The organism is Kitasatospora sp. NPDC051914, from assembly GCF_040680995.1.
Classification (GTDB): domain Bacteria; phylum Actinomycetota; class Actinomycetes; order Streptomycetales; family Streptomycetaceae; genus Kitasatospora.
The window spans coordinates 43496-68766 of record NZ_JBFAXX010000012.1 but is presented as its reverse complement, the minus strand read 5'-3'; the positions used below and the strand labels follow the sequence as shown (position 1 = coordinate 68766).

23 protein-coding genes and 1 tRNA gene are annotated in these 25271 nt (G+C 73.6%); 11 read left to right on the top strand and 13 right to left on the bottom strand.

The window, feature by feature from the left end:
* Window positions 1-58: 58 nt before the first annotated feature.
* Together AB0M03_RS10655 and AB0M03_RS10650 are read right to left on the bottom strand one after the other, a co-directional pair.
* On the bottom strand, window positions 59-700 hold the full coding sequence (locus AB0M03_RS10655) for an alpha/beta family hydrolase (protein WP_363490663.1): 642 nt from the start codon (window positions 698-700) through the stop codon (window positions 59-61).
* A 57-nt stretch (window positions 701-757) separates the two neighbouring features.
* Window positions 758-1507 (bottom strand): SOS response-associated peptidase, encoded by a 750-nt coding sequence (locus AB0M03_RS10650; RefSeq protein WP_363490661.1) that lies wholly within the window; start codon window positions 1505-1507, stop codon window positions 758-760.
* A 147-nt stretch (window positions 1508-1654) separates the two neighbouring features.
* Here AB0M03_RS10650 and AB0M03_RS10645 point away from each other — a divergent pair, with 147 nt between their 5' ends.
* The 7 genes from AB0M03_RS10645 (at window position 1655) to AB0M03_RS10615 (ending at window position 8690) form a co-directional block, all read left to right on the top strand.
* Complete coding sequence (locus AB0M03_RS10645) at window positions 1655-2365, top strand: M50 family metallopeptidase (RefSeq protein ID WP_363490659.1); 711 nt, start codon at window positions 1655-1657, stop codon at window positions 2363-2365.
* A 121-nt stretch (window positions 2366-2486) separates the two neighbouring features.
* Entirely contained in the window at window positions 2487-3806 is a 1320-nt protein-coding gene (aroA, locus tag AB0M03_RS10640) for a 3-phosphoshikimate 1-carboxyvinyltransferase (RefSeq protein WP_363490657.1), read from the top strand.
* A 15-nt stretch (window positions 3807-3821) separates the two neighbouring features.
* On the top strand, window positions 3822-4877 hold the full coding sequence (gene rsgA, locus AB0M03_RS10635; protein WP_363490655.1) for a ribosome small subunit-dependent GTPase A: 1056 nt from the start codon (window positions 3822-3824) through the stop codon (window positions 4875-4877).
* 166 nt (window positions 4878-5043) lie between these two features.
* Complete coding sequence (locus AB0M03_RS10630) at window positions 5044-5367, top strand: multidrug efflux SMR transporter (protein WP_363490653.1); 324 nt, start codon at window positions 5044-5046, stop codon at window positions 5365-5367.
* Between the two features lie 71 nt (window positions 5368-5438).
* Window positions 5439-6236, top strand: a complete 798-nt coding sequence (gene hisN / locus AB0M03_RS10625) for a histidinol-phosphatase (protein ID WP_363490651.1) — start codon at window positions 5439-5441, stop codon at window positions 6234-6236.
* 217 nt (window positions 6237-6453) lie between these two features.
* Complete coding sequence (locus AB0M03_RS10620) at window positions 6454-8343, top strand: nitrate- and nitrite sensing domain-containing protein (protein WP_363490649.1); 1890 nt, start codon at window positions 6454-6456, stop codon at window positions 8341-8343.
* Window positions 8340-8690, top strand: a complete 351-nt coding sequence (locus tag AB0M03_RS10615) for a DUF742 domain-containing protein (RefSeq protein ID WP_363490647.1) — start codon at window positions 8340-8342, stop codon at window positions 8688-8690. The genes AB0M03_RS10620 and AB0M03_RS10615 overlap by 4 nt, the downstream gene beginning before the upstream one ends.
* A 65-nt stretch (window positions 8691-8755) precedes the next feature.
* Here AB0M03_RS10615 and AB0M03_RS10610 read toward each other — a convergent pair whose 3' ends face one another.
* A complete protein-coding gene (locus tag AB0M03_RS10610; RefSeq protein WP_363490645.1) occupies window positions 8756-10234 on the bottom strand; it encodes a catalase in 1479 nt (492 codons plus the stop codon).
* Between the two features lie 106 nt (window positions 10235-10340).
* Between AB0M03_RS10610 and AB0M03_RS10605 the strand changes: the two genes are divergently transcribed.
* Window positions 10341-10757, top strand: coding sequence for a Fur family transcriptional regulator (locus AB0M03_RS10605; protein ID WP_363490643.1), 417 nt, complete (start codon window positions 10341-10343; stop codon window positions 10755-10757).
* 24 nt (window positions 10758-10781) lie between these two features.
* Here AB0M03_RS10605 and AB0M03_RS10600 read toward each other — a convergent pair whose 3' ends face one another.
* From AB0M03_RS10600 to AB0M03_RS10590, 3 genes are all read right to left on the bottom strand, one after another.
* Window positions 10782-12707 carry a tetratricopeptide repeat protein gene (locus AB0M03_RS10600; RefSeq protein ID WP_363490641.1) on the bottom strand — a complete coding sequence of 642 codons (1926 nt, stop codon included), beginning with the start codon at window positions 12705-12707 and terminating at the stop codon, window positions 10782-10784.
* Window positions 12708-13073: 366 nt separating this feature from the next.
* Window positions 13074-13147: transfer RNA gene (locus AB0M03_RS10595), tRNA-Met, on the bottom strand.
* 56 nt (window positions 13148-13203) lie between these two features.
* Window positions 13204-16113, bottom strand: a complete 2910-nt coding sequence (locus AB0M03_RS10590) for a UPF0182 family protein (RefSeq protein WP_363490799.1) — start codon at window positions 16111-16113, stop codon at window positions 13204-13206.
* A gap of 165 nt (window positions 16114-16278) precedes the next feature.
* On the opposite strand from AB0M03_RS10590, the gene AB0M03_RS10585 reads away from it, so the two are divergent.
* A complete protein-coding gene (locus tag AB0M03_RS10585; protein WP_363490639.1) occupies window positions 16279-16842 on the top strand; it encodes a PPA1309 family protein in 564 nt (187 codons plus the stop codon).
* Between the two features lie 54 nt (window positions 16843-16896).
* Here the strand turns inward: AB0M03_RS10585 and AB0M03_RS10580 are convergent, their stop codons facing one another.
* The 4 genes from AB0M03_RS10580 to AB0M03_RS10565 all read right to left on the bottom strand — a co-directional run bounded on the left by AB0M03_RS10580 (window position 16897) and on the right by AB0M03_RS10565 (window position 20012).
* Window positions 16897-18000, bottom strand: a complete 1104-nt coding sequence (locus AB0M03_RS10580) for a PDZ domain-containing protein (protein ID WP_363490637.1) — start codon at window positions 17998-18000, stop codon at window positions 16897-16899.
* A 50-nt stretch (window positions 18001-18050) separates the two neighbouring features.
* Window positions 18051-18233: a hypothetical protein gene (locus AB0M03_RS10575; protein WP_363490635.1), complete on the bottom strand. Its 183-nt coding sequence runs from the start codon at window positions 18231-18233 to the stop codon at window positions 18051-18053.
* 185 nt (window positions 18234-18418) lie between these two features.
* The gene (locus AB0M03_RS10570) at window positions 18419-18868 is read right to left on the bottom strand and encodes a molybdenum cofactor biosynthesis protein MoaE (protein ID WP_363490633.1); all 450 of its coding nucleotides are present in this window, start codon (window positions 18866-18868) and stop codon (window positions 18419-18421) included.
* A gap of 94 nt (window positions 18869-18962) precedes the next feature.
* Window positions 18963-20012, bottom strand: coding sequence for an NAD-dependent epimerase/dehydratase family protein (locus tag AB0M03_RS10565; RefSeq protein ID WP_363490797.1), 1050 nt, complete (start codon window positions 20010-20012; stop codon window positions 18963-18965).
* Window positions 20013-20304: 292 nt separating this feature from the next.
* Between AB0M03_RS10565 and AB0M03_RS10560 the strand changes: the two genes are divergently transcribed.
* A complete protein-coding gene (locus AB0M03_RS10560; RefSeq protein ID WP_363490631.1) occupies window positions 20305-21810 on the top strand; it encodes a zinc-dependent metalloprotease in 1506 nt (501 codons plus the stop codon).
* Entirely contained in the window at window positions 21807-22373 is a 567-nt protein-coding gene (locus tag AB0M03_RS10555) for an NUDIX hydrolase (protein WP_363490629.1), read from the top strand. The genes AB0M03_RS10560 and AB0M03_RS10555 overlap by 4 nt, the downstream gene beginning before the upstream one ends.
* 50 nt (window positions 22374-22423) lie before the next feature.
* Here AB0M03_RS10555 and AB0M03_RS10550 read toward each other — a convergent pair whose 3' ends face one another.
* The 3 genes from AB0M03_RS10550 to AB0M03_RS10540 are packed head-to-tail and all read right to left on the bottom strand — an operon-like array spanning window position 22424 to window position 25271.
* On the bottom strand, window positions 22424-23116 hold the full coding sequence (locus AB0M03_RS10550; RefSeq protein ID WP_363490627.1) for an AIM24 family protein: 693 nt from the start codon (window positions 23114-23116) through the stop codon (window positions 22424-22426).
* A 25-nt stretch (window positions 23117-23141) separates the two neighbouring features.
* Window positions 23142-23834 (bottom strand): AIM24 family protein, encoded by a 693-nt coding sequence (locus AB0M03_RS10545; RefSeq protein WP_363490625.1) that lies wholly within the window; start codon window positions 23832-23834, stop codon window positions 23142-23144.
* 15 nt (window positions 23835-23849) lie between these two features.
* Complete coding sequence (locus AB0M03_RS10540; RefSeq protein WP_363490623.1) at window positions 23850-25271, bottom strand: TerD family protein; 1422 nt, start codon at window positions 25269-25271, stop codon at window positions 23850-23852.

The following is a 25271-nucleotide window of genomic DNA, read 5'->3' as shown; positions in this document are numbered from 1 at the left end:
CAGGACTCTGCTGACGGTCCTTGCAACCGCGCCCGGCGCCCGTGCATTCCCGCCGCCGTCACCCGATCGGCAGCACCGATCCCAGCCAGTGCGCAACGGCACCGGTGAGCCCGGCCAGCGCCTCCTCCTGGCCGACCGGCGCGCGCTTGGGCACGGCGAAGCCGTGGCTGCCGTGCGCCACCTCGACCAGGCGGTGGGTCTCCGGCAGGCCGGGGAACTCCCCGGGGGTGCCGAAGGTGTCCGCGCCGCCCTGCACCACCAGCGTCGGCAGCCCGGTGTGCAGCAGTTCCTCCGCCCGGCTCTTCTCCGGCTTGCCCGGCGGGTGCAGCGGGAAGGCGAGCGCGAGCACCGCCACCGCGCCGGAGGCCGCCCCCGTCCGGCAGGCGACCCGGGCACCGGCGCTGCGGCCGCCCGCGACCAGCGGCAGCCCCTCCCCGGCGAGCTCCGCCATCACCGGCAGCCACGCCTCGTCCAGGGTCTTCGGCGCCGGGCCGATCCGCTTCCCGGCCACCCGCCAGGGCTGCTCGACCAGCGCCACCGAGAAGCCGAGCGGGGGCAGTGCGGCGGCCAGCGCCTGCAGGTCCCGCGCCTCCACCCCGCCGCCGGCCCCGTGCCCGAGGGCGAGCAGTCCCCTGGCCCCGGCCTCCGCGTACACCGTCACCCGCGCATCGCCGACCGGTGTCGGCACCAGCTTCTGCATGGGAGGAGCCTATGCACGCCCGGCCTGCGGCACCGGCACCGGTCGGCACCGGGGTGCTCAGAAGAGAGTGGTGCGGTCGTCCTCGGTGAGTTCGCGGACGAGCTCGGGGCCGTTGTTGCGGATGTTGCCGACTGCCGCGCCCACCGGGTGGACCTTCAGGGCGCCGGGCGGCGGCGGCACCAGCAGGCCGCGCAGCTCGTCCGGGTCGCTCAGGCCGGGGTCGAGCCAGGCGTCGAAGGCGCCCGGGTCGAGGAAGAGCGGCATCCGCTCGTGGATCGGGTCGAGCAGCGGCTCGGCCTCCGTGGTGACGACGGTGCAGGTCACCCGCCAGGCGTCCGGGTCGCCGGGCGGGCGGGTGCGGTCGCGCCAGAACTCGTACAGGCCGGCCAGCGCGAGCATGCCGCCGTCGGCGCGGGAGACGAAGTACGGCTGCTTGCGGGGCCGGCCCTTCCCCTCCTTGACCGTCTGCCACTCGTAGTAGCCGTCGACCGGGAGCAGGCAGCGGCGGGAGGCGAAGGCCTGGCGGTAGGCGGGCTTCTCGTGCACCGTGTCGGCCCGGGCGTTGATCATCTTGACGGCGGTGTCCGGCGAGTTCGACCAGGCGGGTATCAGCCCCCAGCGCAGCACCCGCAGCTGCCGCACCGGCCGCTGCTGGCCCTTGGGCGCCCGGTCCAGCACCGCGTACGCCGCCTCGGTGGGCGCCACGTTCCAGCTCGGGGCGACGGTCTCGGTCGGGTCCCACTGCCGGACGCCGAACACCTCGACGATGTCCTCGGGCTTGTTGGTGGAGGCGAAGCGGCCGCACATGGGGGCCAGCTTGCCACGGCGCACCCGCCGCCCGGGGCGGGAATCCGGCACCGCCGGGGACGAACCGGACCGAACCGCCCGCTACCGCTGCGGCGTCCCGGCATGGGAGGCTGCCGGACCGGCAGGACCAAGGGAGGCGGGATCGGCATGGACATCGCGGAGGTCTGGGAGCGGGTGGCGGGCGTACAGCCCGACCCGCCGAACTGGCTGGTGATGACCACCGCCGCACTGGCCCTGCTGGCGATCGTGCCGTCCCCGGTGTGGCGGGTCAGCCGCACCGTGGTGACCATCGCGCACGAGGGCGGCCACGGCGTCGCCGCGCTGCTGACCCGGCGGCGGCTGTCCGGCATCCGGCTGCACTCGGACACCTCCGGGCTGACCATCTCCTCCGGCCGCCCGACCGGGCCGGGCATGATCCTCACCGCCGCGGCCGGCTACGTCGCGCCCTCGCTGCTGGGCCTCGGCGGCGCCGCGCTGCTCGCCGACGGCCGGATCACGGCACTGCTGTGGATCTCCATCCTGCTGCTGGCCGGGATGCTGGTGATGATCCGCAACGCCTTCGGGCTGCTGGCCGTGGTGCTCACCGGCGCGCTCTTCCTGGTGGTCTCCTGGTACGGCGGCAGCCAGGTGCAGGCCGCCTTCGCCTACCTGGGCGTGTGGTTCCTGCTGCTGGCCGGCGTGCGGCCGGTGGTCGAGCTGCAGGGCAAGCGGCGCAGCGGCGGGGCCCCGGACTCCGACGCGGACCAGCTGGCCCGGCTCACCGGGGTGAGCGCGGTGCTGTGGGTGGCGCTGTTCCTGGTGGTGGCGCTGTCCTGCCTGTTGGGCGGCGCGAGCTGGCTGCTGCACTGGAAACAGTGAGCCGAGGTCCGTGCGGTGACGGTCGGTGGGCACACCGCCCTCACGGAAACCGCGCAGACCCCCCGTCCGCCATGCGAATGCGCTCCGGGCCGCCGCGCCCGCTCCCCCTAGACTTGGCGGCATGACCGATGCCCTGTGGCCCGCCCCCGTCGCCACCGCCGCCGTGGACGCGACCGTCACCATCCCCGGCTCCAAGTCGGCGACCAACCGCGCGCTGATCCTGGCCGCGCTCGCGGACGGCCCCGGCTGGGTCCGCCGGCCGCTGCGCAGCCGCGACTCCCAGCTGATGGCGGACGGCCTGCGGGCGCTCGGCGTCACCGTCGAGGAGACGGTCAACGAGGCGAGCGGCGGCACCGGCGGCGGCGAGGCCTGGCGGGTCATCCCGGCGGCGCAGCTGCGCGGCCCGGCCCAGGTGGACGTGGGCAACGCCGGCACGGTGATGCGCTTCCTGCCCCCGCTCGCGGCGCTCGCCGACGGCGCGGTGCACTTCGACGGCGACCCGCGCTGCTACGAGCGCCCCCAGCACGGCGTGATCGACGCGCTGCGCGCCCTCGGTGCCCGGATCGACGACGGCGGCCGCGGCGGCTTCCCGCTGACCGTGCACGGCACCGGTGCGGTGGACGGCGGCACGGTCGACGTGGACGCCTCCTCGTCCTCGCAGTTCATCTCCGCCCTGCTGCTGTCCGGTGCGCGCTACAACAACGGTGTGGAGATCCGGAACATCGGCGAGACGGTGCCCTCGCTGCCGCACATCCGGATGACGGTGGACATGGTGCGCAAGGCGGGCGGCCAGGTCGACGCGCCGGAGGACGGCGGCGAGAAGGACGTCTGGCGGGTCACCCCGGGCGCGCTGATCGGCCGCGACCTGGTGGTCGAGCCGGACCTCTCCAACGCGGCGCCGTTCTTCGCGGCCGCGCTGGTCACCGGCGGCCGGGTGACCGTCCGCGACTGGCCGAAGCACACGTACCAGCCGGGCGACCAGCTGCGCGAGATCTACACGCAGATGGGCGGCTCCTGCCGGTTCACCGACGAGGGCCTGGAGTTCACCGGCACCGGCAAGGTCCACGGCATCGAGGCCGACCTGCACGACGTCGGCGAGCTGACCCCGGTGATCGCCGCGGTGGCCGCGCTGGCGGACTCCGAGTCCCACCTGTACGGCATCGCCCACCTGCGGATGCACGAGACCGACCGGCTGGCCGCGCTCGCCAAGGAGATCAACGACCTGGGCGGCGACGTGTCGGAGACCGAGGACGGCCTGCGCATCCGGCCGCGCCCGATGCACGGCGGCGTCTTCCACACCTACGAGGACCACCGGCTGGCGACCGCCGCCGCGGTGATCGGCCTCGCGGTGGAGGGTGTCCGGGTGGAGAACGTGGCGACGACCGCCAAGACCCTGCCGGACTTCCCGCAGATGTGGGCCGACCTCCTCGGCCAGGGCTGACGGGGGCAGAGCAGCATGCGCCGCTACGGCAAGGACGCCGACGAGGACGACATCCGCAACCGCCCGGCCCGCCGGGGCTCCCGGCCCCGCACCAGGATCAGGCCGAAGCACGAGGACGCGGCGGAGGCGATGGTCCTCACCGTCGACCGGGGCCGGCTGACCTGCCTGGTCGAGGGCGGCACCAAGCGGGAGCGGCAGGTCGTCGCGATGAAGGCCCGCGAGCTGGGCCGCAAGGGCGTCGTGGTCGGCGACACGGTGAGCCTGGTCGGCGACCTGTCCGGTGAGCCGGACACGCTGGCCCGGATCGTCCGGGTCGCCGAGCGGAGTTCTGTGCTGCGGCGCACCGCGGACGACGACGACCCGTACGAGCGGATCGTCGTCGCCAATGCCGAGCAGCTGGCGATCGTCACCGCGCTGGCCAACCCGGAGCCGCGGCCGCGGCTGATCGACCGCTGCCTGGTGGCGGCGTACGACGCCGGGATGGAGCCGCTGCTGGTGCTCACCAAGTCGGACCTGGCACCGGCCGAGCCGCTGCTGGAGGCGTACGCGCCGCTGGGCATCTCGTACGTGGTGACCCGGCGGGACGAGCTGGGGACGGCGGGTGCGGAGGCGGTGCGCGAGTACCTGCGCGGGCGTTCGACGGTGTTCATCGGGCACTCCGGCGTCGGCAAGACGACGCTGGTCAACGCGCTGGTGCCGGAGCGGCAGCGGACGACCGGGCAGGTGAACGCGGTGACCGGCCGCGGCCGGCACACCACCGTCTCGGCGCTGGCGCTGCGGCTGCCGCCGCCGCCCGGGGCCAGGCCCGGTTCGAAGAAGGCGCTGGATCCGGGCTGGGTGATCGACACCCCGGGCTTCCGCTCCTTCGGGCTGTCGCACATCGACCCGTCCCGGGTGATCCACGCCTTCCCCGACCTGGAGCCGGGCACCGTCGACTGCCCGCGCGCCTGCAGCCACGACGAGCCGGACTGCGCCCTGGACGCCTGGGTGGAGGAGGGCAACGCCGAGGCGGCCCGGCTGTACTCGCTGCGCCGGCTGCTGGCCAGCCGCGAGGCCCGCGAGGGCGACTGACCGCCGCCGCGGCGCCACGGCTCTCCCTGACGCCGCTCCTTCACCCACCCCCCGATTGCCGGTCGGTCCGGTTCCCGCCGGAGGTGTCGGACGGGCCACGGCCGGTGATCATAGGAAAGTCGGACCAAGTCGGCCCGGCGCTCCGAGGGGCAAGGGAGTCAGCCCGATGGCATGGGCCATGGTGGTCCTCGCCGGTCTGCTGGAGACCGGCTTCGCGATCAACCTCAAGCTGAGCCACGGCTTCACCCGGCTCTGGCCCACCATCAGCTTCTGCGCCTTCGCCCTGGGCAGCTTCGGCCTGCTCACCCTCTCCCTCAAGTCGCTGCCGGTCGGTTCGGCGTACGCGGTCTGGACGGGCATCGGCGCGGCCGGCACCGCGGCCTACGGCATCCTCTTCTTCAACGAGTCCAGCAGCGTGCTCAAACTGGTCTCCATCACGCTGGTGATCGCCGGCGTGGTCGGCCTCCAGCTGAGCGGTTCCGGACACTGATCCGCACGCCGGTTCGGTCCGCTGTGCGAGCCGCGCTGCCCTGAGCGGCCCGGGGTCGCTAGGGTTCGGGCATGGCCGACTACCACGACGACCTCCGACTCGCCCACGTCCTCGCCGACTCGGCCGACTCGGTCACCCTGGAGCGCTTCAAGGCGCTGGACCTCAAGGTCGAGACCAAGCCGGACCTCACGCCCGTCAGCGACGCCGACAAGGCCGCCGAGGAACTGGTGCGCAGCGTGCTGCAGCGGGCCCGCCCGCGGGACGCCGTGATGGGCGAGGAGTACGGCCTGCACGGCTCCGGCCCGCGCCGCTGGGTCATCGACCCCATCGACGGCACCAAGAACTACGTCCGCGGCGTGCCGGTCTGGGCGACGCTGATCGCGCTGCTCGAGGAGGGCATCGACGGCGAGCTGCAGCCCGTCGTCGGCATCGTCTCCGCACCGGCGCTGAACCGCCGCTGGTGGGCGGCGCGCAACCTGGGCGCGTACGCCGGGCGGAGCCTGGCCAAGGCGACGCGCATCCACGTCTCCCAGGTCGGCCGGATCGAGGACGCCTCCTTCTCGTACTCCTCGCTGACCGGCTGGGAGGAGCGCGGCCGCCTCGACCCGTTCCTGGACCTCACCAGGGCCTGCTGGCGCACCCGGGCGTACGGCGACTTCTGGTCGTACATGATGGTCGCCGAGGGCGCGGTGGACATCGCCGCGGAGCCGGAGCTCAGCCTCTGGGACATGGCCGCACCGTGCATCGTGGTGCAGGAGGCGGGCGGCCGCTTCACCGGCCTGGACGGCCTGGACGGCGCGAACGGCGCCGACGCGGTCGCCTCGAACGGGCTGCTGCACGGCGAGGCGTTGCGCCGGCTCAGCGTCTGAGCCGCGGCGGGCGGCCCGTCCGACGGGCGTGTTTCGGCGGGTGGTCGGCGAGGTTGCCGGCCACCCGCAGTGCGTTCGCCGTGGCGCTGAGGGAGCGGCAACTCCCTTGCAACAGAAGGCCCCTAGGCTCGGTGAACCAGTGGCCGGTATCCCCTACCGCGCCTCCGTTCCCCGTGCGCCCACCCCGCCGGGCCGTCTGCCGAGGGGGCCTCCCCACGTGCGTACGCTCCGCAGCATCCGCCACCGGCTCGCCCTGCTGCTCGCCCTTCCGACCGGAGCCCTGGTGGTGCTGGGTGCGGTCGGCACCGCCGGCCAGGCCGGTCGGTACTCCGACGCCGGCCGGACCGGGGACCGGGTGGCCCTGGTGGCCGCCACCGGGGAGTTCGTCCACCAGCTCCAGCGCGAGCGCGGCCTGACCGCCGGCCTGCTCGGCGGCGAGGAGTCCTTCCGGACGCAGCTCTCCCCGCAGCGCGAGGCCGCCGACCGGGCCCGGCGGGCGCTCGACCAGCGGCTGGCCGCCGATCCGCCCGGCGCGGACAGGGTGCGCACGGCGCTCGGCGGGCTGAGCACCCTGGCCCGGCTGCGCGGCCGGACCGACACCGGCGCCGCCACCCGGGCCGAGGCCCTGGAGTTCTTCACCGGCGCGGTCACCGCGCTCAACGCGGCCGCCTTCGCCGACCGGGACGGCACCGGCGACCGCCGGCTGGCCGACGCCCTCGGCACCCTGCAGTCGCTGAGCGAAGCCACCGAGGCCGCCGCCCTGGAACGCGGCACCCTCAACGGCGTGCTCGCCGCCGGCGCCTTCCGCAGCAGCGAGTACCCGGCCTTCGTCCGGATCACTGCGGTCAAGAGTGCCGCGCTCGCCGACGTCCCGCGCACCGCGCTCCCGGCCCGCGCCGCCGCACTCGACGCGGTGCTGCGCAGCCCGGCCGCGGTGACCGTCGCCGGCATGGAGCAGCAGGCCCTGGACGGCTTCGCGGGCACCCGGCTGCCGGTGCGCGCGGACGCCTGGTGGCAGGCGGCGACCGAGCTGGTCGACGGCCTGTACTCGGTGCAGTCGCAGGCGGCCGAGGACAGCCGGACCCGGGCGGCGGAACTGCGCTCGGACGCCCTGCGGACACTGCTGATCGACGCGGGGCTGGCGCTCGCCGCCGTGGCCGGCGCCGTCCTGCTCGGCCTGCTGGCCACCCGGTCGATCACCCGGCCGGTGGCGGCACTGGCCGCCGAGGCGGAGGAGCTGGCCGACAAGGTGCTGCCGGAGGCGGTGGAGCGGGCGCAGGCCGGCCGGGAGGCGGCGTCGCCCGGCTCGTCCGCGGCGGCGGGCACGGCGGAGCTGGAGGTGCTGGGCGCGGCGCTCGACCAGGTGGCGGGGACGGCGGTGCGGCTGGCCGTCGAGCAGTCGGTGCTGCGCCGCAACACCGCGGAGTCGCTGGCCGGCCTGGGCCGGCGCAACCAGGCACTGGTGACCCGGCAGCTGGGCCTGCTGTCGGCGCTGGAGCGCGGCGAGCACGATCCGGCGGCGCTGGCGAACCTGTTCGAGCTCGACCACCTGGCGACCCGGATGCGGCGGAACGCGGAGAGCCTGCTGGTGCTCGTCGGCGAGGCCAGTCCGCGCAGCTGGCCACAGCCGGTGGCGCTGGGCGACGTGGTGCGCTCCGCCCTCGGCGAGGTGGAGGACTACCGCCGGGTGGTGCTGCGGCAGGTGGACGAGGCCATGGTGGACGGCGGCGCGGTCGCCGAGGTGGCGCACCTGCTGGCGGAGCTGATCGAGAACGCGCTGGCGGCCTCGCCGCCCGACACCGACGTGGAGGTCTTCGCCCGGGTCGGTGTGGACGGCTTCCTGATCGCGGTGATGGACCACGGACCGGGCCTGGACGACGCGCAGCTCGACCGGGCGAACGCCCGGCTGGCCGGCCGGGAGAGCTTCCTGCTGGGCGGTGGCGGTCGGCTCGGGCACTACGTGGTGGGCCGGCTGGCCGAGCGGCTGGGTGCGGTGGTCCGCCTCGCCCCGGCGCCGGTGCACGGGGTGACGGCGAGCGTGGCGCTGCCGTCGGAGCTGCTGGTGCACGCACCGCGGCAGGTGCCGGTCGGCGGGGTGACGGTATGACGGGCTTCGGGGACCCGGGGGCGGACGAGGTGGTCCGCCCGTTCGTGATCACCTCGGGCCGCACCCGGCCGGTCCGGGACGAGCTGCGGATCGAGACGCTGGTGACCGCCCCGCCGGCCGCACTGGCCGCGCCGCTGGGCTTCGAACGCCACCGGATCGTCGAGCTCTGCCAGTACCCGCGGTCGGTGGCCGAACTGGCGGCGCTGCTGCCGGTCCCGCTGGGGGTGGCCCGGGTGCTGGTCGCCGACCTCGCGGCCGAGCGGTACGTGCGGGTGCACGAGCGGGCGGCGGAGGACGTGTCGGTGGCCCTGCTGGAGCGCATCCGCGACGGGCTGCTGCGGCTGTAGCCCCGGACGTGGTTCACGGGCCCCGGGTGCGCCGCTGCGCTCCCGGGGCCCGCAGGCTTCGATCGCTACTTCTGCTTGCGCAGCTCGCGGACGGCGTTCTCCAGTCGCTGCCCGTAGTCGGCGTCGGCCTTGCGGAAGTTCTCGATCGCCCGCTCGACGATGTCGTCGCGGTCGGCCGAGACCTTGGCGATGAACCCGGAGAGGTTCTCGACCAGGCGCTGCTTCTCGCCGTCGTCCATCAGCCGGTAGAGGTTGCCGGCCTGCACGAAGTCGTTGTCCTCGGCGTGCGAGGGCGCCTCGTGGTTGCCGGTGGCGCCGGCGACCGGGACGGCGGACCACAGCGGGCGGCCGGTCTGGACGGGGCCGCCGAAGCTGTTGGGCTCGTAGTTCTTCTGGCGGCCGTGGCGGCCGTCGTAGAGGTGGCCGTCACGGCTGTTGGTGCGGGCCTCGGTGGCGTGCGGGCGGTTCACCGGCAGGTGGTCGGCGTTGATGCCGACGCGGTAGCGGTGCGCGTCCGCGTAGGCGAACAGGCGGCCCTGCAGCATCTTGTCCGGGGACGGGCCGATGCCGGGCACGAAGTGCGCCGGGGAGAAGATCGACTGCTCGACCTCGGCGAAGATGTTGTCGGGGTTGCGGTTGAGCTCCAGCTTGCCGATCTCGATCGGCGGGTAGTCCCCGTGCGGCCAGACCTTGGTCAGGTCGAACGGGTTGAAGCGGTAGTTCGCGGCGTCGGCGGCGGGCATGATCTGCACCTGCACCGTCCAGGTCGGGAACTCGCCGCGCTCGATGGCCTCGCGCAGGTCGCGCTGGTGGCTGTCCGGGTCCTCGCCGGCGAGCTTGTTGGCCTCGGCCTGGGTGAGGTTCTTGATGCCCTGGTCGGTCTTGAAGTGGTACTTCACCCAGAAGTACTCGCCGGCCTCGTTCTGCCACTGGTAGGTGTGCGAGCCGTAGCCGTTGAGGTGGCGGTAGCTGGCGGGGATGCCGCGGTCGCCGAACAGCCAGGTGACCTGGTGGGTGGACTCGGGCGACAGGCCCCAGAAGTCCCAGACGTTGTCCGCCTCCTGCGAGCCGCTGTACGGGTCCCGCTTCTGGGTGTGGATGAAGTCGGGGAACTTGATGGCGTCCTTGATGAAGAACACCGGGGTGTTGTTGCCGACCAGGTCGTAGTTGCCGTCCTCGGTGTAGAACTTCAGCGCGAAGCCGCGCGGGTCGCGCACCGCGTCGGCCGCGCCGAGGTTGCCGGCCACCGTGGAGAAGCGGAGGAAGGTCTCGGTCTGCTTGCCGACCTCGGAGAGGAACTTCGCCCGGGTCCAGGCCGTGACGTCGGCCGTGACGGTGAAGGTGCCGTAGGCGCCGGCGCCGCGGGCGTGCACCACGCGCTCCGGGATGCGCTCGCGGTTGAAGTGGGCGAGCTTCTCGAACAGCAGCTGGTCCTGGATGAGCGCCGGGCCGCCGATGCCGGCCGTCTCGGTGTTCTGGTTGTCGGCCACCGGAGCGCCGGACTCCGTGGTGAGGGTGGGCCGCAGCTCGTCCTGGGTAGTCATGGTGAGGGTCCTCCGCGTGGTCCGGTCGTGACGGACTCGATCCTAACTTGGACTTTGTCTAAGTCAATACTGGAACCAACTCCGGAACGTCGCTTACCCTGAACACATGAGTGACCTGCTGGAACGACTTCGCGGACGTGGGTGGCGGCTGACTTCGCAGCGCCGCGTGGTCGCAGAGGTCCTCGACGGTGATCATGTCCACCTCACGGCGGACGAGGTGCACGCGCGCGCCGTGGCGAGACTGCCGGAGATCAGCAGAGCCACGGTCTACAACACCCTGGGCGAGCTGGTCTCCCTCGGCGAGGTGCTGGAGGTCGCCACCGACGGCCGCGCCAAGCGGTACGACCCCAACGCGCACCACGCCCACCAGCACCTGGTCTGCTCGGGCTGCGGCGCCATCCGCGACGTCCGCCCCGAGGGCGACCCGGTGGCCGCCCTCCCCAGCACGGAACGCTTCGGCTTCACCGTCACCGGCGCCGAGATCACCTACCGCGGCCTCTGTCCGGACTGTACGAACGCGTGACCGGGCACCCCGTCGGGGGCGTCCCTACGCGCTGAGCTCTGCGTTCAGCGCACCCAGCAGCCGGGCCGCCCGTTCGGCGACCTCGGCCGGGCCCGATTCGGCGGCCCTCCGGCACCAGTTCTCCGCCTGCACCGGCTCCCCGCGCCGCAGCGCCAGCAGGGCGAGGCGCAGCGCCGCCCGCCCGTGGCCGGCATCGGCGGCCCGGGTGTACCAGAGCATCGCCTCGCTCTCGCTGTCCTGCCGGGCCAGCAGCAGCCCCAGGTTGAACGCCGCGCTGCGGCTGCCGGCCTCCGCGGCCCGCCGGTACCAGTGCTCCGCGGTCTGCAGTTCGCCGCGCTCGGCGGCCCGCACGCCCATCCGCACCTGGGCGCGGCGGTGGTCGGCCTCGGCCGCGACCGCGTACCAGTGCTCGACCTCCGCGTCGGCGTCGCCGCGCCGCTCCAGCACCGAGGCCAGCCGGAAGGCGCCCTCGGCGGAGCCGCCGACGGCCGCCTGCCGGTAGCGCTCCAGGGCTCCGGTCGGGTTGCCGCGCTGCTCGTGCACCACCGCGAGCTGGAGCGCGGCCTCGCCGTGCCCCTCGGCGGCCGCCCGCGCATACCACTCGTGGGCCTGCGGCAGTTCGCCGCGGCCCGCGTGCAGCACGCCCAGGTTGAAGGCGCCGTCGACACTGCCGGCCTCGGCGGCCTTGGAGAACCACGGTTCGGCGCCGGACTCGTCGCCGCGCTGCAGCAGCACCACGGCCAGCGCGTTGCAGGCCTCCCGGTGTCCGGCGTACGCGGCCCGGCGGTACCACTGCTCGGCCTGGGCGTCACGGCCCGTACCGGCGCAGAGCAGGCCGAGGTTGAAGGCGCCGTTGTGGTCGCCGGCGTCGAGGGCGGCACGGTACCAGCGCTCCGCCTCGGCGGCCTCGCCGCGGCCGGCGTGCAGGGCGCCGAGCGCGTTGGCGGCGTTGCCGTCGCCGGCCTCGGCCGCCTCCTGCCACCACTCGGCGGCGGCCGCGAGGTCGCCGGCGTCGCGCAGCAGGAAGCCGAGGGCGCAGGCCGCCCGCGGCTCGCCGTTCTGCGCGGACTGGCGGTACCAGCGGGCCGCCTCGTCGAGTTCGCCGCGCTCCTCCAGCAGCACGCCGAGCCGCAGCGCCGCGCGGGCGTGGCTGCGGGCGGCGGCGGTGCGGTACCAGGTCTCGGCGGTGTCCTTGTCGCCGGCCGCCTCGCGCATCCGGGCGAGCCGGTACGCGGCCTCACGGTGCCCGGCGTCGGCGGACACCTTGAACCAGCGCTCGGCGCGCACGTCGCGCCGATGCTCCATCAGATCGCCCAGCGCGTAGGCACCGAGCGGGTGGCCGTGCTCGGCGGCGAAGTGCAGCCAGTACTCGGCGGCCTCCTCCTCGCCCTGGTCGCGCAGCTGCAGGCCGAGCGCGTGCGCGGCCGGCGCGGAGCCGGCCACGGCGGCCTGCCGCCACCACTGGGCGGCCTCGGTGCGGTGGCCGCGCTGGTGCAACAGCACGCCGAGGTTGTTGGCGGCGGCCCGCAGGCCGGCCGCCGCGGCGGCGCGCAGATAGGGTTCGGCGTCCTCCAGGTCGCCGCGGCGCAGCAGCAGGGCGCCGAGCTGGCTGGCGGCGCCCGGGTCGCCGGCGTCCGCGGCGGAGCGGTGGCGGGTCTCCAGGGCGGCCTGTTCGCGGGCGGCGAGGGCGGTTTCGAAGCTGGCGGCGTCCTCCGGTTCGCCGGCGGACTCGTCGTCGGCAGTGGCCGGGTAGCGGCCGACGGCGTCGACGAGCTGCTGGGCGGAGATCCGCACCAGGCTCTCGGGGCCGTAGCTGCGCTGGGCGGGCAGGCCCTGCTGGGTGTCGTCGGCGGACTGCGCCCAGGTGTCGGTGTCGACCTCGGCGTGCTCGTCCTGTCGGCCGGCCGGTGCCGGCCTCGCCCCCGTGTCCTTCCTACCGATCAGCTTCATGCCGGCTCCCGCTCCCCCAGTGCTGCGGCATCCGCCGGGGGCGCCGGTGTCGACGGCCTCGGCTCCCCCTCCTTCGAACAGGGAGTCAACAGCCGTTCCGCATCCCCCATGTGTTCCATCGTCGCATCACCCGGAACCCGCATACACCTGCCCCGGGCCCACGTCTGGGCGGAGCGGGCCGAAGCCTGCGGGATTGCTTCAGCGCTTTGTCGATTTCCCGACACTCGGGCCGCACAAACCCCGGCAGCGGCGGCGGGGCCGGGCCGGCCCTGCCGATACTACCGGAGCCGGGGCACCCTTGATCGGAAAACGTCAGGGCCCGGAGCGCCAGATTGTCTCTGGCGGGCTCCGGGCCCTGATCTTCAGTAGCGGGGACAGGATTTGAACCTGCGACCTCTGGGTTATGAGCCCAGCGAGCTACCGAGCTGCTCCACCCCGCGTCGGTGGATAAACCATAGCACGGACGCGGAGTGGACCAACAATCGGTTGTCGCAGCTCAGGAGGTGGCCGAAGGCGACGGCGAGGCCGAGGGGGACGGCGAGGGGCTCGCCGATCCGCTCGCCGGCTGCGCCTTGGCGGCCCGGTCCAGCGCCTCCTGAAGTGCCTTCTGCGCCTGCCCGTACGCCGCCCAGTCGCCGTTCTTGAGCGCCGTCTGGCCGTCGGTGAAGGCCTTCTGGGCGTCCTGGAGCGCCTTCTGCAGCTCGGGGTTGGCGCCCGGCCCGGGTGTGGTGGGAGTGGGCGTGGTCGGCGTGGTGGGGGCGGTCGGCGTACCGGTCGCGCTGCCCGAGGCGCCCGGCAGCACGGCGGCGAGCGCCTTCGCCAGGTTGTCCTCCAGGGCGACCTTGTCCCCGTACACCGCCAGCACCTTCTGCAGCACCGGCGCCTTGGCGCCGCGTCCGAGCAGGTACACCGGCTCGATGTTGAGCAGGCCGCCGCCGACCGGGAGGGTCAGCAGGTTGCCGTACTCGATGTCGGAGTCGCTGCCGGTCTTCAGCAGGGTGAGCTGATTGGCCACGGCCTTCTCGGAGTTGAACTTCGCCTGGGTCAGCTTGGGCCCGAGCGCGCCCGATCCGGCCGGGATCTTCAGGATGCGGATCTTGCCGTACTCCGGCCCCGGGTCGGCGCTGACGGCCATGAACGCCGCCAGGTTGTCGCGGCCGCTCGGCACGAAGCTGCTGGAGAGCGAGAAGCTCGCGGACGGGGCGCCGGGCATCTTCAGCGTCAGGTAGTACGGCGGCTGGACCTCACCGGTGTTGGTGGTGGGGTCGAGCGGGACCTGCCAGATGTCCGTGCCGTTGAAGAACGCGTCGGCGTCGGTCATGTGGTACTGGCCGAGCAGGTCGCGCTGCACCTTGAAGAGGTCCTGCGGGTAGCGCAGGTGGGGCAGCAGTGCGGCCGGGATGTCGGCGCGCGGCTTGACCGTGTCGGGGAAGGCCTTCATCCAGGTCTTCAGCACCGGGTCGCTGTCGTCCCACTGGTAGAGCGTCACCGCGCCGGTGTACGCGTCGACCGTGGCCTTCACCGAGTTGCGGATGTAGTTGACCGTGTTGACCGCGGTCAGGGTGCGGCCGCGCTGGTCGGTCAGCGAGTCCTTGGTGGACTCGCCCAGGGTGGTCTTGGAGGAGAACGGGTAGCCGTCCGAGGTGGTGTAGCCGTCCAGCACCCAGACCAGCTTGCCGTCCTGCACCACCGGGTACGGGTCGGCGTCGATCGACAGCCACGGCGCGACCTTCTCCACCCGCTCCTTGGGCGTGCGGTCGTAGATCACCCGGGCGCCGTCGGTGATCGCCCCGGAGTAGAGGATCTGCGGCTCGGCGAACTTCACCGCGTACGCGGCGCGGGTCAGCGGGTTGTCCAGCGAGACGCCGCTGCCGCCGTCGTAGGTGAAGGTCTGGTCGGCGCCGGCCTCGGAGGTGTAGTCGATCTCCTGGTTGGTGCCGCCGACGATCGAGTACGTCCGGGTCTTCTCACCGTAGTACACCCGCTGGCGGTAGTCGCCGAAGGTGCCCTCGGTGGGCAGGCCGGACTGGGTGTAGACCGGGTTGCCGTTGCCGTCGACCTGGTTGCCCTTGGCCGCGACGACGCCGTAGCCGTGGGTGTACTTGAAGTGGTCGTTGATCCAGTTCCGCTGCTGCACACCGCTCAGGTCGAGCTCGCGGACACCGAGCACGGTGTCCTGGTTGCCGTAGCGGTCGACGTCCAGCGTCCGCGGGAAGGCGTAGTACTTGCGCAGCGCCTCGTTCTGCTGGAACGTCGGCGCGACCACGTTCGGGTCCAGCAGGCGGATGTCCGCGACGGTCTGCGCGTCCGGCGCCGGGGCACCCTCCTTGGTGCCCTCCTTCGGGTCGTACTGCTGGGTCTCGGCGCCCGCGATGCCGTACGCCTTGCGGGTCGCGTCGATGTTCTTCTGGATGTACGGCGTCTCCTTGGCCTGCTCGTTCGGCTTGACCTGGAACTGCTGCACGATCGCCGGGTACACCCCGCCGATCAGCACCGCGGAGAGCGCCATCAGGCCGAAGCCGATCAGCGCCGGCGCCCAGGTGCGGCGGATCGGCGTCAGGAAGAACAGCAGCGCGCAGATGACCGCGACGAAGAACAGGATGGTCTTGGCCGGCAGGAACGCGTTGGCGTCCACGTACCGCAGGCCCGTCCAGCCGTCCACGCCCTTGTACCCGCCGGACTTGACCGCCAGCGCGTACCGGTCGAGCCAGTAGGCGACCGCCTTCAGCAGCACGAAGATGCCGAGCAGCACCGCGAGGTGGCCCTGCGCGCCGCGGCTGGCCCGGCGGCCCGGGCCCTGCAGTCGCAGGCCGCCGTAGAGGTAGTGGACCAGCACCGAGACCAGCAGCGAGACGATCACCGCGCTGAAGGCGAAGCCGAGCAGGAACTCGTACCAGGGCAGGTCGAAGGCGTAGAAGGCGACGTCCCGGTGGAACTGAGGGTCCTTCACGCCGAACGGCGTCTGGTTGGTCCACAGCAGCCAGGTGCGCCACTGCCCGGACGCGGCCGCGCCGGCCACCAGGCCGGTCAGCAGCGCCACCGCCACGAGCAGCTGCTTCTTGTACGGGGCGACGCCCATCCGGTAGCGGTCCAGGCTCTGCTGCTCGACCGACATCGCGGCCAGCGGGGGCCGCAGCCGGTAGGCCAGCCACAGGTTGAGGCCGACCACGACGGCCATCAGCACGCCGAAGACCGCGAACAGGACGGCCTTCGTCCGCAGCCGGGTGGTGAACACGGTGCCGTAGTCCACCGACCTGAACCACAGCCAGTCCGTCCAGAAGCCGGAGACCAGCACGAACAGCATGAAGAGCGCCGCGAGGACGCCGGCGGTCGCCAGCGTGACCCGGGTGCGCCGTGAGGGCGGGCCGACTCTGGCGCGGAAGCCCGGCTCCGGGCGGTCCGGCATCTGGAAAACCAAGGTGGCACCTCTGCTGTGTCGTCGACGTGGTCGGTTCGGTCCTCAGTGCAACTTAGTCCGTCTTCACCTGAGTTCCCGCCGGGCCTCCCGAGACCCGACCGTTACCGGGAACGGCGGGCCTCCGGGGCGGTGCGGACGTGTGAGGATGGGGGCATGTCCGATGCACCCCTCACGCCCGCCGGCGACGGCCTGCCGCCGGCCGCGTCCCCGCTGACCCGCGCCGCCCTGGAGATCGACGAGTACGCGGCGACGCTCGGCTGGGACCTCCCGGCCCGGCTGTTCGCCCTGGTCGACACCGCCGCGCTGCGCAAGGCCGACCCGAGGCTGGCCCGCCAGCTCGGCCTGGCCGACGACGAGGCGACCGGGCTGACCCCGGTCGAGCAGGAGGAGCTGCCGGCCGGCGCCGAGCTGGACAAGTTCCTCGGCACCATCGCCTGGCCCGACCAGGTCGCCGGCTGCGCGCTGGTCGTCGAGCGGCTGATGCTGCCCCCGGGCGCCGAGCAGTCCCGCCCGAAGAACGCCACCGAGAAGGAGCTGGCGGACTGGGTGGCGAACCACCCGCAGCGCCAGGAGGTGCGGATCACCGCCGCCGTGCTGCGCGACGGCTCCCGGGAGATCGCCCTGCGGCTGCGCGAGAAGGACGTCGCGCGCGAGGTGCTGACCGGGCCCGACCTGGTGCCGGGCCTCACCGACGCCCTGCTCGCCACCTTCTCCTGAGGCTGGGGGCCGCCCTCCCCGCGGGCTCGCGCCCGGGGGGGGGCGGCCCGGCCGCTACTTCGGGCAGGACGGCAGCGCCGAGGTCTGGCCGGAGCGGATCTGGTCCAGCGCCTTCAGCGCGTCGTCCAGCGAGTCCACCTTGACGAGCCGCAGCCCGCCCGGGGTGCCCTTGGCCGCCTCGGCGCAGTTGTCGGCGGGCGTCATGAAGTACTCGGCGCCCTTGTCCCGGGCGGCGATCAGCTTCATCTGGATGCCACCGATCGGGCCGACCCGGCCCTCGTCGCTGATGGTGCCGGTGCCGGCCACGAACTTGCCGCCGGTCAGGTCGCCCGGCGTCAGCTTGTCCACGATGCCCAGCGAGAACATCAGGCCGGCGCTCGGGCCGCCGACGTCCTGCAGGCCGATGTCGATGGTGAACGGGTAGGTGTGGTCCGTCCCCGGCAGGATGCCGACGATGGCCCGCCCGTCGGACGCCCTGCCGGTGGTGATCGCCACCTTCTTCTCGGCCGCCGTGCCGCCGCTGCCCGAACCACCGGTGCCGGCCGCGCCGGCGGTGTGCGGGACGACCGTGAACTCCACGCTCTCGCCCGGCTTGTGCTTGGTGACCAGCGCGGCCACCTGGTCCTTGGCGGTCACCGCGGTGCCGTCCACCGCGACGATCCGGTCGCCCGCGTGCAGCTTGCCCTCGGACGGCCCGCCCGCCACCACCGAGGACACCACGGTCTGCGAGCCGACCGGGATGCCGAGCTGCTTGAGGGCGGCGGTCTTGGCGCTGTCCTCGGAGGACGCGAACTGCTCGGCGTTCTCCTGCTGGGCCTCCTTGTCGGTCTGGCCCTTCGGGTAGACGTTGTCGTGCGGCACCACGAGGACGTCCTTGCGCAGCCAGCCGATCACCGCGGAGACCAGGCTCGGCTCGTACTTGGCGCCGGTCACCTGGACCGTCGTCATGTTGAGGTGCCCGCTCGTCGGGTAGGTCTCGCGCCCCTTGATCTCGATCACCGGCACCGACTCGCCCGACTTCTTCTCCTGCACGCCGAGCGTGTTGTACGTCGGGCCCGGGCTCATCTCGGTGTACGGCACCCGCATCAGCACGGAGGCGCAGAGCAGGCCTATGAGCAGCAGGGTGGCGGCGAGCATCGTCGCGGAGCGGCGTGGCATGGCTCGACAGTACGGGACGGCGGCGGCCCGGCGCTGCCCGGCCCGGAGGCTCAGTCGCGGGAGGAGTCGCCGGAACCGGCGGTGGAGCGCTCCATGGCGGCGCGGAACCTCGCGTGCTCGGCGAGCGAGGCCGGGTCACCGGTGGCGCGGGGGGTGCGGGCCGCCCAGCCCGCCCAGACCATGGCGGCCAGTGCGGCGGCGACGGGGATGATCAACCAGGCGAGCGCAGCCATGTCCGTACTCCCAGCTCGTCGTGTCTATCAGCAGATTAACCGTCCGCGCAGACAACGGCGGCAGCGCCTATCGGGTTACGGCCGCGGGTTCACCCGCAGCGGGGTCATGACACACCTGTGGCGGACCGCCGCAGAGCCTCCGGCGGCGGTGAGGCGAACGGGCGACGGCGCCCGTCGGCGGGCCCTCAGCAGGTGCCCGCGCCGACCCACTCCTCCTCGCCGTCGACGAACACCTGGTGCTTCCAGATCGGCACCTGGTGCTTCAGGTCGTCGATCAGCCGGCGGGCCGCCTCGAAGGCCTCGCCGCGGTGCGCGCAGGACACCGCGACGATGACCGCCTTGTCGGTGATCTCCAGCCGGCCGACCCGGTGCACCGCCGCCAGCGCCTTCACCGGGAAGTCGGCGACGATCTTCTCGGCGATCCGGCGCATCTCCCGCTCGGCGGTCGGGTGGGCGCTGTACTCGAGCGCGGAGACGGACTTGCCGCCGTCGTGGTCGCGGACCGTCCCCACGAAGACCGTGGTGCCGCCGGCCGCGTCGTCGCCGACCGCCTCGTACACCTCGTCCAGCGAGAGCGGGGTGTCCCGGATGGCGAGCAGGCGGATCGGGTCGTGGTTCTCGGACATGGCCACCATGATTCCCCATGCCGGGTGGCATTCGGCAAGGGCTTCCGCATCACGATTGCACCATTCCGCATACCGGAACGACGGCCCGGCCGCCCCGAGCGCCTCAGAACCTCCTGCGCTTGCGGGCGCGGCGGACGAGGGCGGCGGTGCCGACCAGGGCCACGGTCGCTCCGGCGGCGCCGAGGCTGGTGGCGGCCTCCTTGCCGCCGAGGCGGCGGCCGGCGACGGCGTGCTTGCCGGAGACCTGGGAGAGGAGTTCGGCGAGCACCTCCTCGTTGCCGTACGACGGGCGCCAGCCCGCCTCGTGGAGACGGCTGCCGGAGACCACCCACGGGTACATGGTGTAGGCGAGGTCGCCGGCCGGGGCCGGGGTCAGGCCGAGGCGGTGCAGCCGGGCCGCGGTGCCGAGGGCGAGGGAGGCGGGCAGCTCCATGCGGCGGATGCCGGAGAGCTCCTCCACGTCCTCCTGCTCCAGCCAGCCGTCGCAGCCGACGGTGACCTCCCCCTCGACCAGGCCGAGCGCCGCGTACTCCAGCGCGGAGGCGAGGTCGTCGACGTGGCAGAACTGCCAGCACGGCCGCGAACCGGCCACCACCAGCAGCCGCGGGGCCTCGAAGTGCCGGGTCAGCACGGTGTCGATGCCGGGGCCGACCACCACGGCCGGGCGGAGCACGGTGATCTGCAGGCCCGGGTGGGCGCGCGGGGCGCGCCGGGCGAGGCGCTCGATCTCCAGCAGGTCGCCGACCAGTGTGGCCTCCTCGGTGGCCCGCAGTTCGGAGTCCTCGGCGAGCGGCACCTCGTTGTCCGGCAGCGCGCCGTAGACCATGGCGGAGGTGCACAGCACCACCCGGGAGACGCCGGCGGCCGCGGCGGCGGTCACCACGGTCTGCGCGCCCCGCACGTTGTACGCGCTCCGGGCCCGCGGATCGGTCTCCATGCCGAGGTCCATGGCCAGGTGGACGACCACGTCGACCCCGGCCAGCCGTTCCGCCACGGCCGGGTCGCGGACGTCCAGGATGCGCCACTGCACACCGGGCACCTCGCCGCGGCGGTCGTCGATCGCCAGCACCTTGCGGACCCCGGGCGACTCGACCAGGCGGGCCGCGACCCGCTCGCCGAGCACGCCGGCCGCTCCGGTGACGGCCACGGTCAGCGGCCTGCCGCCGTAGGCTGGAGACGGCGAACCCGCGGCGGCCGCGGTGTCGTCCTCACCTCCGGTCAGCCCAGAGCGAACGTCCGAAGGCGGGGAACTCACCGGCCATCCTCCACGGTTAGCTTATGTGCGTACGTACGAGTGTCACGTACCGTCCATCCTGCCCGAGGCAAGGGCCCGGCGGGCGCACCCGGCGCCATCGGGCCGCGAGACCATGGACACGTCCCGCCTTCGCGGGCACACGAATTCCCCGCCACATCCCGCGTGACGGCCGAGCAGATCTGAGGACCCCGTGAGCGACCTCCCCTTCGGATTCTCCGTCCCGCCCGAGGAGCCCGAGGACGGCAAGAACAAGAAGGACGACCAGGGCGACGCCGCCGCCGAGGGCAAGGGCGGTCAGGGCGAGACCCCTCAGCAGCCCTTCGGCTTCGGTGCGGGCAACCCGCTCGGCGCGCTGTTCGGCATGGGCGGCGCGGCGGGCGACAACCCGTTCGGCGCGATGATGGGCAATCTCAACCCCAACGACCTGGGCGCGGCCTTCCAGCAGCTCGGGCAGATGCTCTCCTTCGAGGGCGGCCCGGTGAACTGGGAGCTGGCACAGAACATCGCCCGGCAGACGGTCGTCGCCGAGCCCGCCGAGGGCCGCAGCAAGGACCGCTCGGTCGGCGCGGCCGAGCGCACCGCCGTCACCGAGGCCGTGCGCCTCGCCGAGCTGTGGCTGGACGCCGCGACCGAGTTCCCGTCCGGCTCGACCACGGCGGTGGCCTGGAGCCGCGCCGAGTGGATCGAGGCGACCCTGCCGGTCTGGAAGGACCTGGTCGACCCGGTCGCCGAGCGGGTCGGCAACGCCATGGGCGGCGTGCTGCCGCCGGAGATGCAGGCCATGGCCGGCCCGCTGATGGGCGTCATGCGCTCGATGGGCGGCGCCATGTTCGGCACCCAGATCGGGCAGGCGCTCGGTGCGCTGGCGGCCGAGGTGGTCGGCTCCACCGACGTCGGCCTGCCGCTCGCCCCGGCCGGCAAGGCCGCGCTGCTGCCGCAGAACATCGCCGAGTTCGGCGAGGGCCTGAGCGTGCCCGCCGACGAGGTCCGGCTGTACCTCGCCCTGCGCGAGGCCGCCCACCAGCGCCTCTTCGCCCACGTGCCGTGGCTGCGGGCGCACCTGTTCGGCGCGGTCGAGGCCTATGCGCGCGGCATCAAGGTCGACACCTCGCGGATGGAGGAGCTGGTCGGCCAGCTCGACCCGACCAACCCGGAGGCCCTCCAGGAGGCGCTGGCCGGCGGCCTGCTGCAGCCCGAGGACACCCCGGAGCAGAAGGCCGCGCTCGCCCGGCTGGAGACCGCCCTCGCGCTGGTCGAGGGCTGGGTGGACGCGGTGGTGCACGCCGCGGCCCAGCCTCACCTGCCGCAGGCCGCGGCGCTCCGCGAGACGCTGCGCCGCCGCCGCGCCACCGGCGGCCCGGCCGAGCAGACCTTCGCCACGCTGGTCGGCCTGGAGCTGCGCCCGCGCCGGCTGCGGGACGCCTCCCGGCTGTGGGCCTCGCTCTCCGACGCCCGCGGCATCGAGGGCCGCGACGCCCTGTGGGAGCACCCCGACATGCTGCCGACCGCCGCGGACCTCGACGACCCGGACGGCTTCGTGCACCGCGCGGAGGAGGGCGGCATCGACTTCGACGCCCTCGACAAGCTGCTCGGCGACGCCGCCCGCGGCGAGGACACCGGGTCCGCCGGGTCCGCCGGGTCCGCCGGGTCCGCCGAGGACAAGGACGGCGACGAGGGCAAGGACGGCGGCAAGTGACCGACGCCCTGCACCGGGACGCCGTGCGCGTCCTCGGCGACTGGAACCCGTCCGACCCCGCCCAGGACCGGCTGCGGACGGACTACCTCGACCACCTCGCCGACCGTCCCGACGGCATGCTGCGGGCCTGCACGCCCGCCCACATCACCGCCAGCGCGGTGGTCGTCGACCCGTCCGCCGGCCGGGTGCTGCTGACCCTGCACCCCAAGGTCGGCCGGTGGCTGCAGATGGGCGGCCACTGCGAGCCCGGGGACAGCACGCTCGCGGACGCGGCGCTGCGCGAGGCCACCGAGGAGTCCGGCATCGCCGGGCTCGCCCTGCTCACCGAGGGCGGCCTGCCGGTGCCGGTGAAGCTCGACCGGCACCGGGTGCGCTGCGCCGGCAAGGACGCTCCGGAGAACACCCACCTGGACGTGCAGTACGTGGCCGTCGCCCCGGCCGGCGCGCAGGAGCTGATCAGCGAGGAGTCGCTGGACCTGCGCTGGTTCTCCTGGGACGAGCTGCCCGAGCTCACCGACGGCTCGGTGCGCACCCTCGTCGGCCTCGCCCGCGCCCTGGTCTGACCCGCGCTCCGCCCCCGGTGCCGGCCGGCACCGGGGGCGGAGCCGTACGGTCAGCCGCGCGGGACGCGCTGCGGCGGCAGCAGCTCGCTGGGCTGCACGACGACGTAACCGCGGCCGGTGAAGGCCAGCTCCCAGCCCTCGGTGGCGGTGCCGCGGCGGCGCCACGCCTCGGTGTTGCTGCTCTGCGCCTGGAGCTGGACGTCCAGGCCGGACGACCAGCCGACCACCGCGTCCGCGTCGCCGTACACGTAGCTGCCGGGCTCGACCGGCAGCACCAGCGGCCGGCCCGAGGTCATCAGCACCAGGCTGCCGCTGCCGGAGAACTCCAGGCAGCGGGTGCCGACGCCGGCGATCCGGTCGCCGTTCTCGATCGCCACGGTGTGCCAGTCCAGGGTGGTGTCCAGCGCCAGCACATAGCTGTTGGTGACCACCAGGCGCTCCTGGTCCAGCTTCAGCACGTGCAGGTGCTGGGCCATGTTGGCCAGGTAGACGGTGCCGGTGCCGGAGCAGCGCATCAGGTCGAGCACGCCGGCGTCGCGGCGCCGGTTGTTGTTGGCGCGGCGGCCCCCGGAGGGCGGGGTCCAGCCGGTGAAGTCGAGCCGGCCGACGTGGGCGACCATCGCGCCGCTGCGGGCCAGCACCTCGGACCGGCCGTCCAGGGTGACCCGGAGCAGCTGCGGGTTCTGCAGCGCGAAGCGGTCGGTGCCGGTGCCGGCGGTGTGCGACAGGAGGGGGCTCTGCACGGGAAGGGCTCCTCGAACTCGGTTCTCAGCCGCGGATCTTGAATCGGTCGGCGGTGTCCTCGCTGGGCTGCACGACCACGAAGCCGGAGCCCCGGAAGCCGAGCTGCATCGCCTCGCCGCTGCCCCGGCCGATCAGCGAGCCGACCTTGACCGTCCGCCGGGTGCGCACCTCCAGGCCGGTGGTCCAGGCGACCAGCGCGTCCGGGTCGACGTAGGTCTCGGCCTCGGCGCAGTCCAGCACCACGGGGACGCCGCGGGAGGTGACGGAGACCCAGCCGGTGCCGCTCACCGTGACGTTGTAGAGGCCGGTGCCGGCCAGCAGGGCGGCGCCGCGGACCTTCTCCACGGTGCAGCCGAGGGTGGCGTCCATGGCCAGCAGGTGCGAGCCGTTCACCGACAGCGACTCGTCGGCGAGCTGCAGGTTGAGCACGTCGGCGCCCATGTCGGCGAGGTACAGCGCGCCGTCGCCCGTCCACTGCAGCAGCGGGCTGCGCTCGCCGGACGCCCACTCGCCGAGCGCCCGGCGGAAGGACTGCGGGACGGGCTCGTACTGCAGGAAGCCGTCGTAGGCCACCATCGCCCCGGCCTTGGCGTACACGTCCGCCCCGGCCGTCAGGGCGACCCGGCACATCGCCGTGCCGTGGTTGCTCATCCGCGCGCCGGTGTCGGCCGCCCGGTACGCGTCCAGCCCGCTCCCCGCGAGGAACTGCGCCTCCATGAATCCTCCTGGACCTCAGACCTCGAACGGCTGGACGACGACGAAGTTCCCCGGCGCACCGCGGAACTGCAGGCTGTACGACTCCGCGGCGTGCCCGGCGTACGCGGAGCGGCGGATCCGCACCGGCGCCGTGGTGATCACCTGCGAGCCGCGGGACCAGGCCACCAGCGCCTGCACGTCCACGTACGTCTCCGGGGCGGGCGTGACCGGCAGCACCACCGGGATGCCGTTGGTCTTCACCACGACCGTGCCGTGGCCGCTGAACTGCAGGGTGAAGAAGCCGCCGTGCGGCAGGCCCTCGCCCTCGATCCGGCGCACCTCGTGCTCCAGACCCGCCTCGAAGGCCAGCACCCGGTCCGAGCCGACGCAGAACGAGTCGCCCTCCAGCCGCACCACGTGCAGGTCGCAGGCCTCGTCGGCGAGGAACACCTGGCCCTCGCCGGTGATCCGCATCAGCTTCAGCTGCTGCCCGGTCAGATTGCCGACCAGCTTGCGCAGCATGCCGGAACCCTCGTGCGCGAAGTCGGCCTTGCCCTGGTAGGCGACCATGCTGCCCTGCAGCGCCAGGATGTCCTGGCCCTTCGTCAGGCTGATCCGGACGAGGTGGTCGTTCTGCTTCACCCAGCCGGGACTCTCCGGCAGTTCGGTGTACTTGGTCAGCGAGATCCGCACCCCGGCGGGGGCGGCGCCCGGGGCGGGCGCCGCGGGCGGCACGGGCACGGCGAGCAGCGTGGCGTCCGGGTACGGCTGCTGGGCGGGGACGGCGGGCGGCACGGGCACGGCGGGCAGGGTCGCGTCCGGGTACGGCTGCTGGACGGGCGGTGCTGCGGGCGCGGCCACCGGCCGGGGGGCGGCCGCCTGCTGCGGCACGGGCGCGAGGGCCGCTTCGGGGGCCGGCTGCTCCTCGTCGAGGACCTCGCCGCCGAAGTTCTCCAGCAGGGCGCGCAGGCCGCCGTCGAAGCCCTGGCCGACCGCGGCGAACCGCCACTCGCCGCCGCGGCGGTAGACGTCCGCCAGCATCACGGCCCGCTCGGTGGAGAACTCCGCGCCGGTGAAGCTGTACCGGCCGACCTCGGTGCCGCCGGCCACGATCCGGACGTGGCCGGCGGCCACCTGGGACATCTGCCCGTCGCCGTCGATGGTCGCGGTGAGCGCCAGCTTGTGGACGGCGTCCGGCACGGCCGGGAGCACCACCGCGAAGGCCTCGGAGTCGCCCTCCTGCGCGCCCAGCAGCCGGATCGACTGCTCGGGGCTGGCGGGCTGGTTGAAGAAGACGAAGTAGCGGTCGTCGCTGAGCCGTTCGTCGGCGTCCAGACCGAAGCAGCTGATGTCGAAGGTCAACCCCGGCGCCGCGATGTGCACCCCGAGGTAGAGCTCGGTGCTCGCGGTCAGCTCACTGATCCGGACGCGGGACGCCTTGGCGAGTTCCCTGGACAT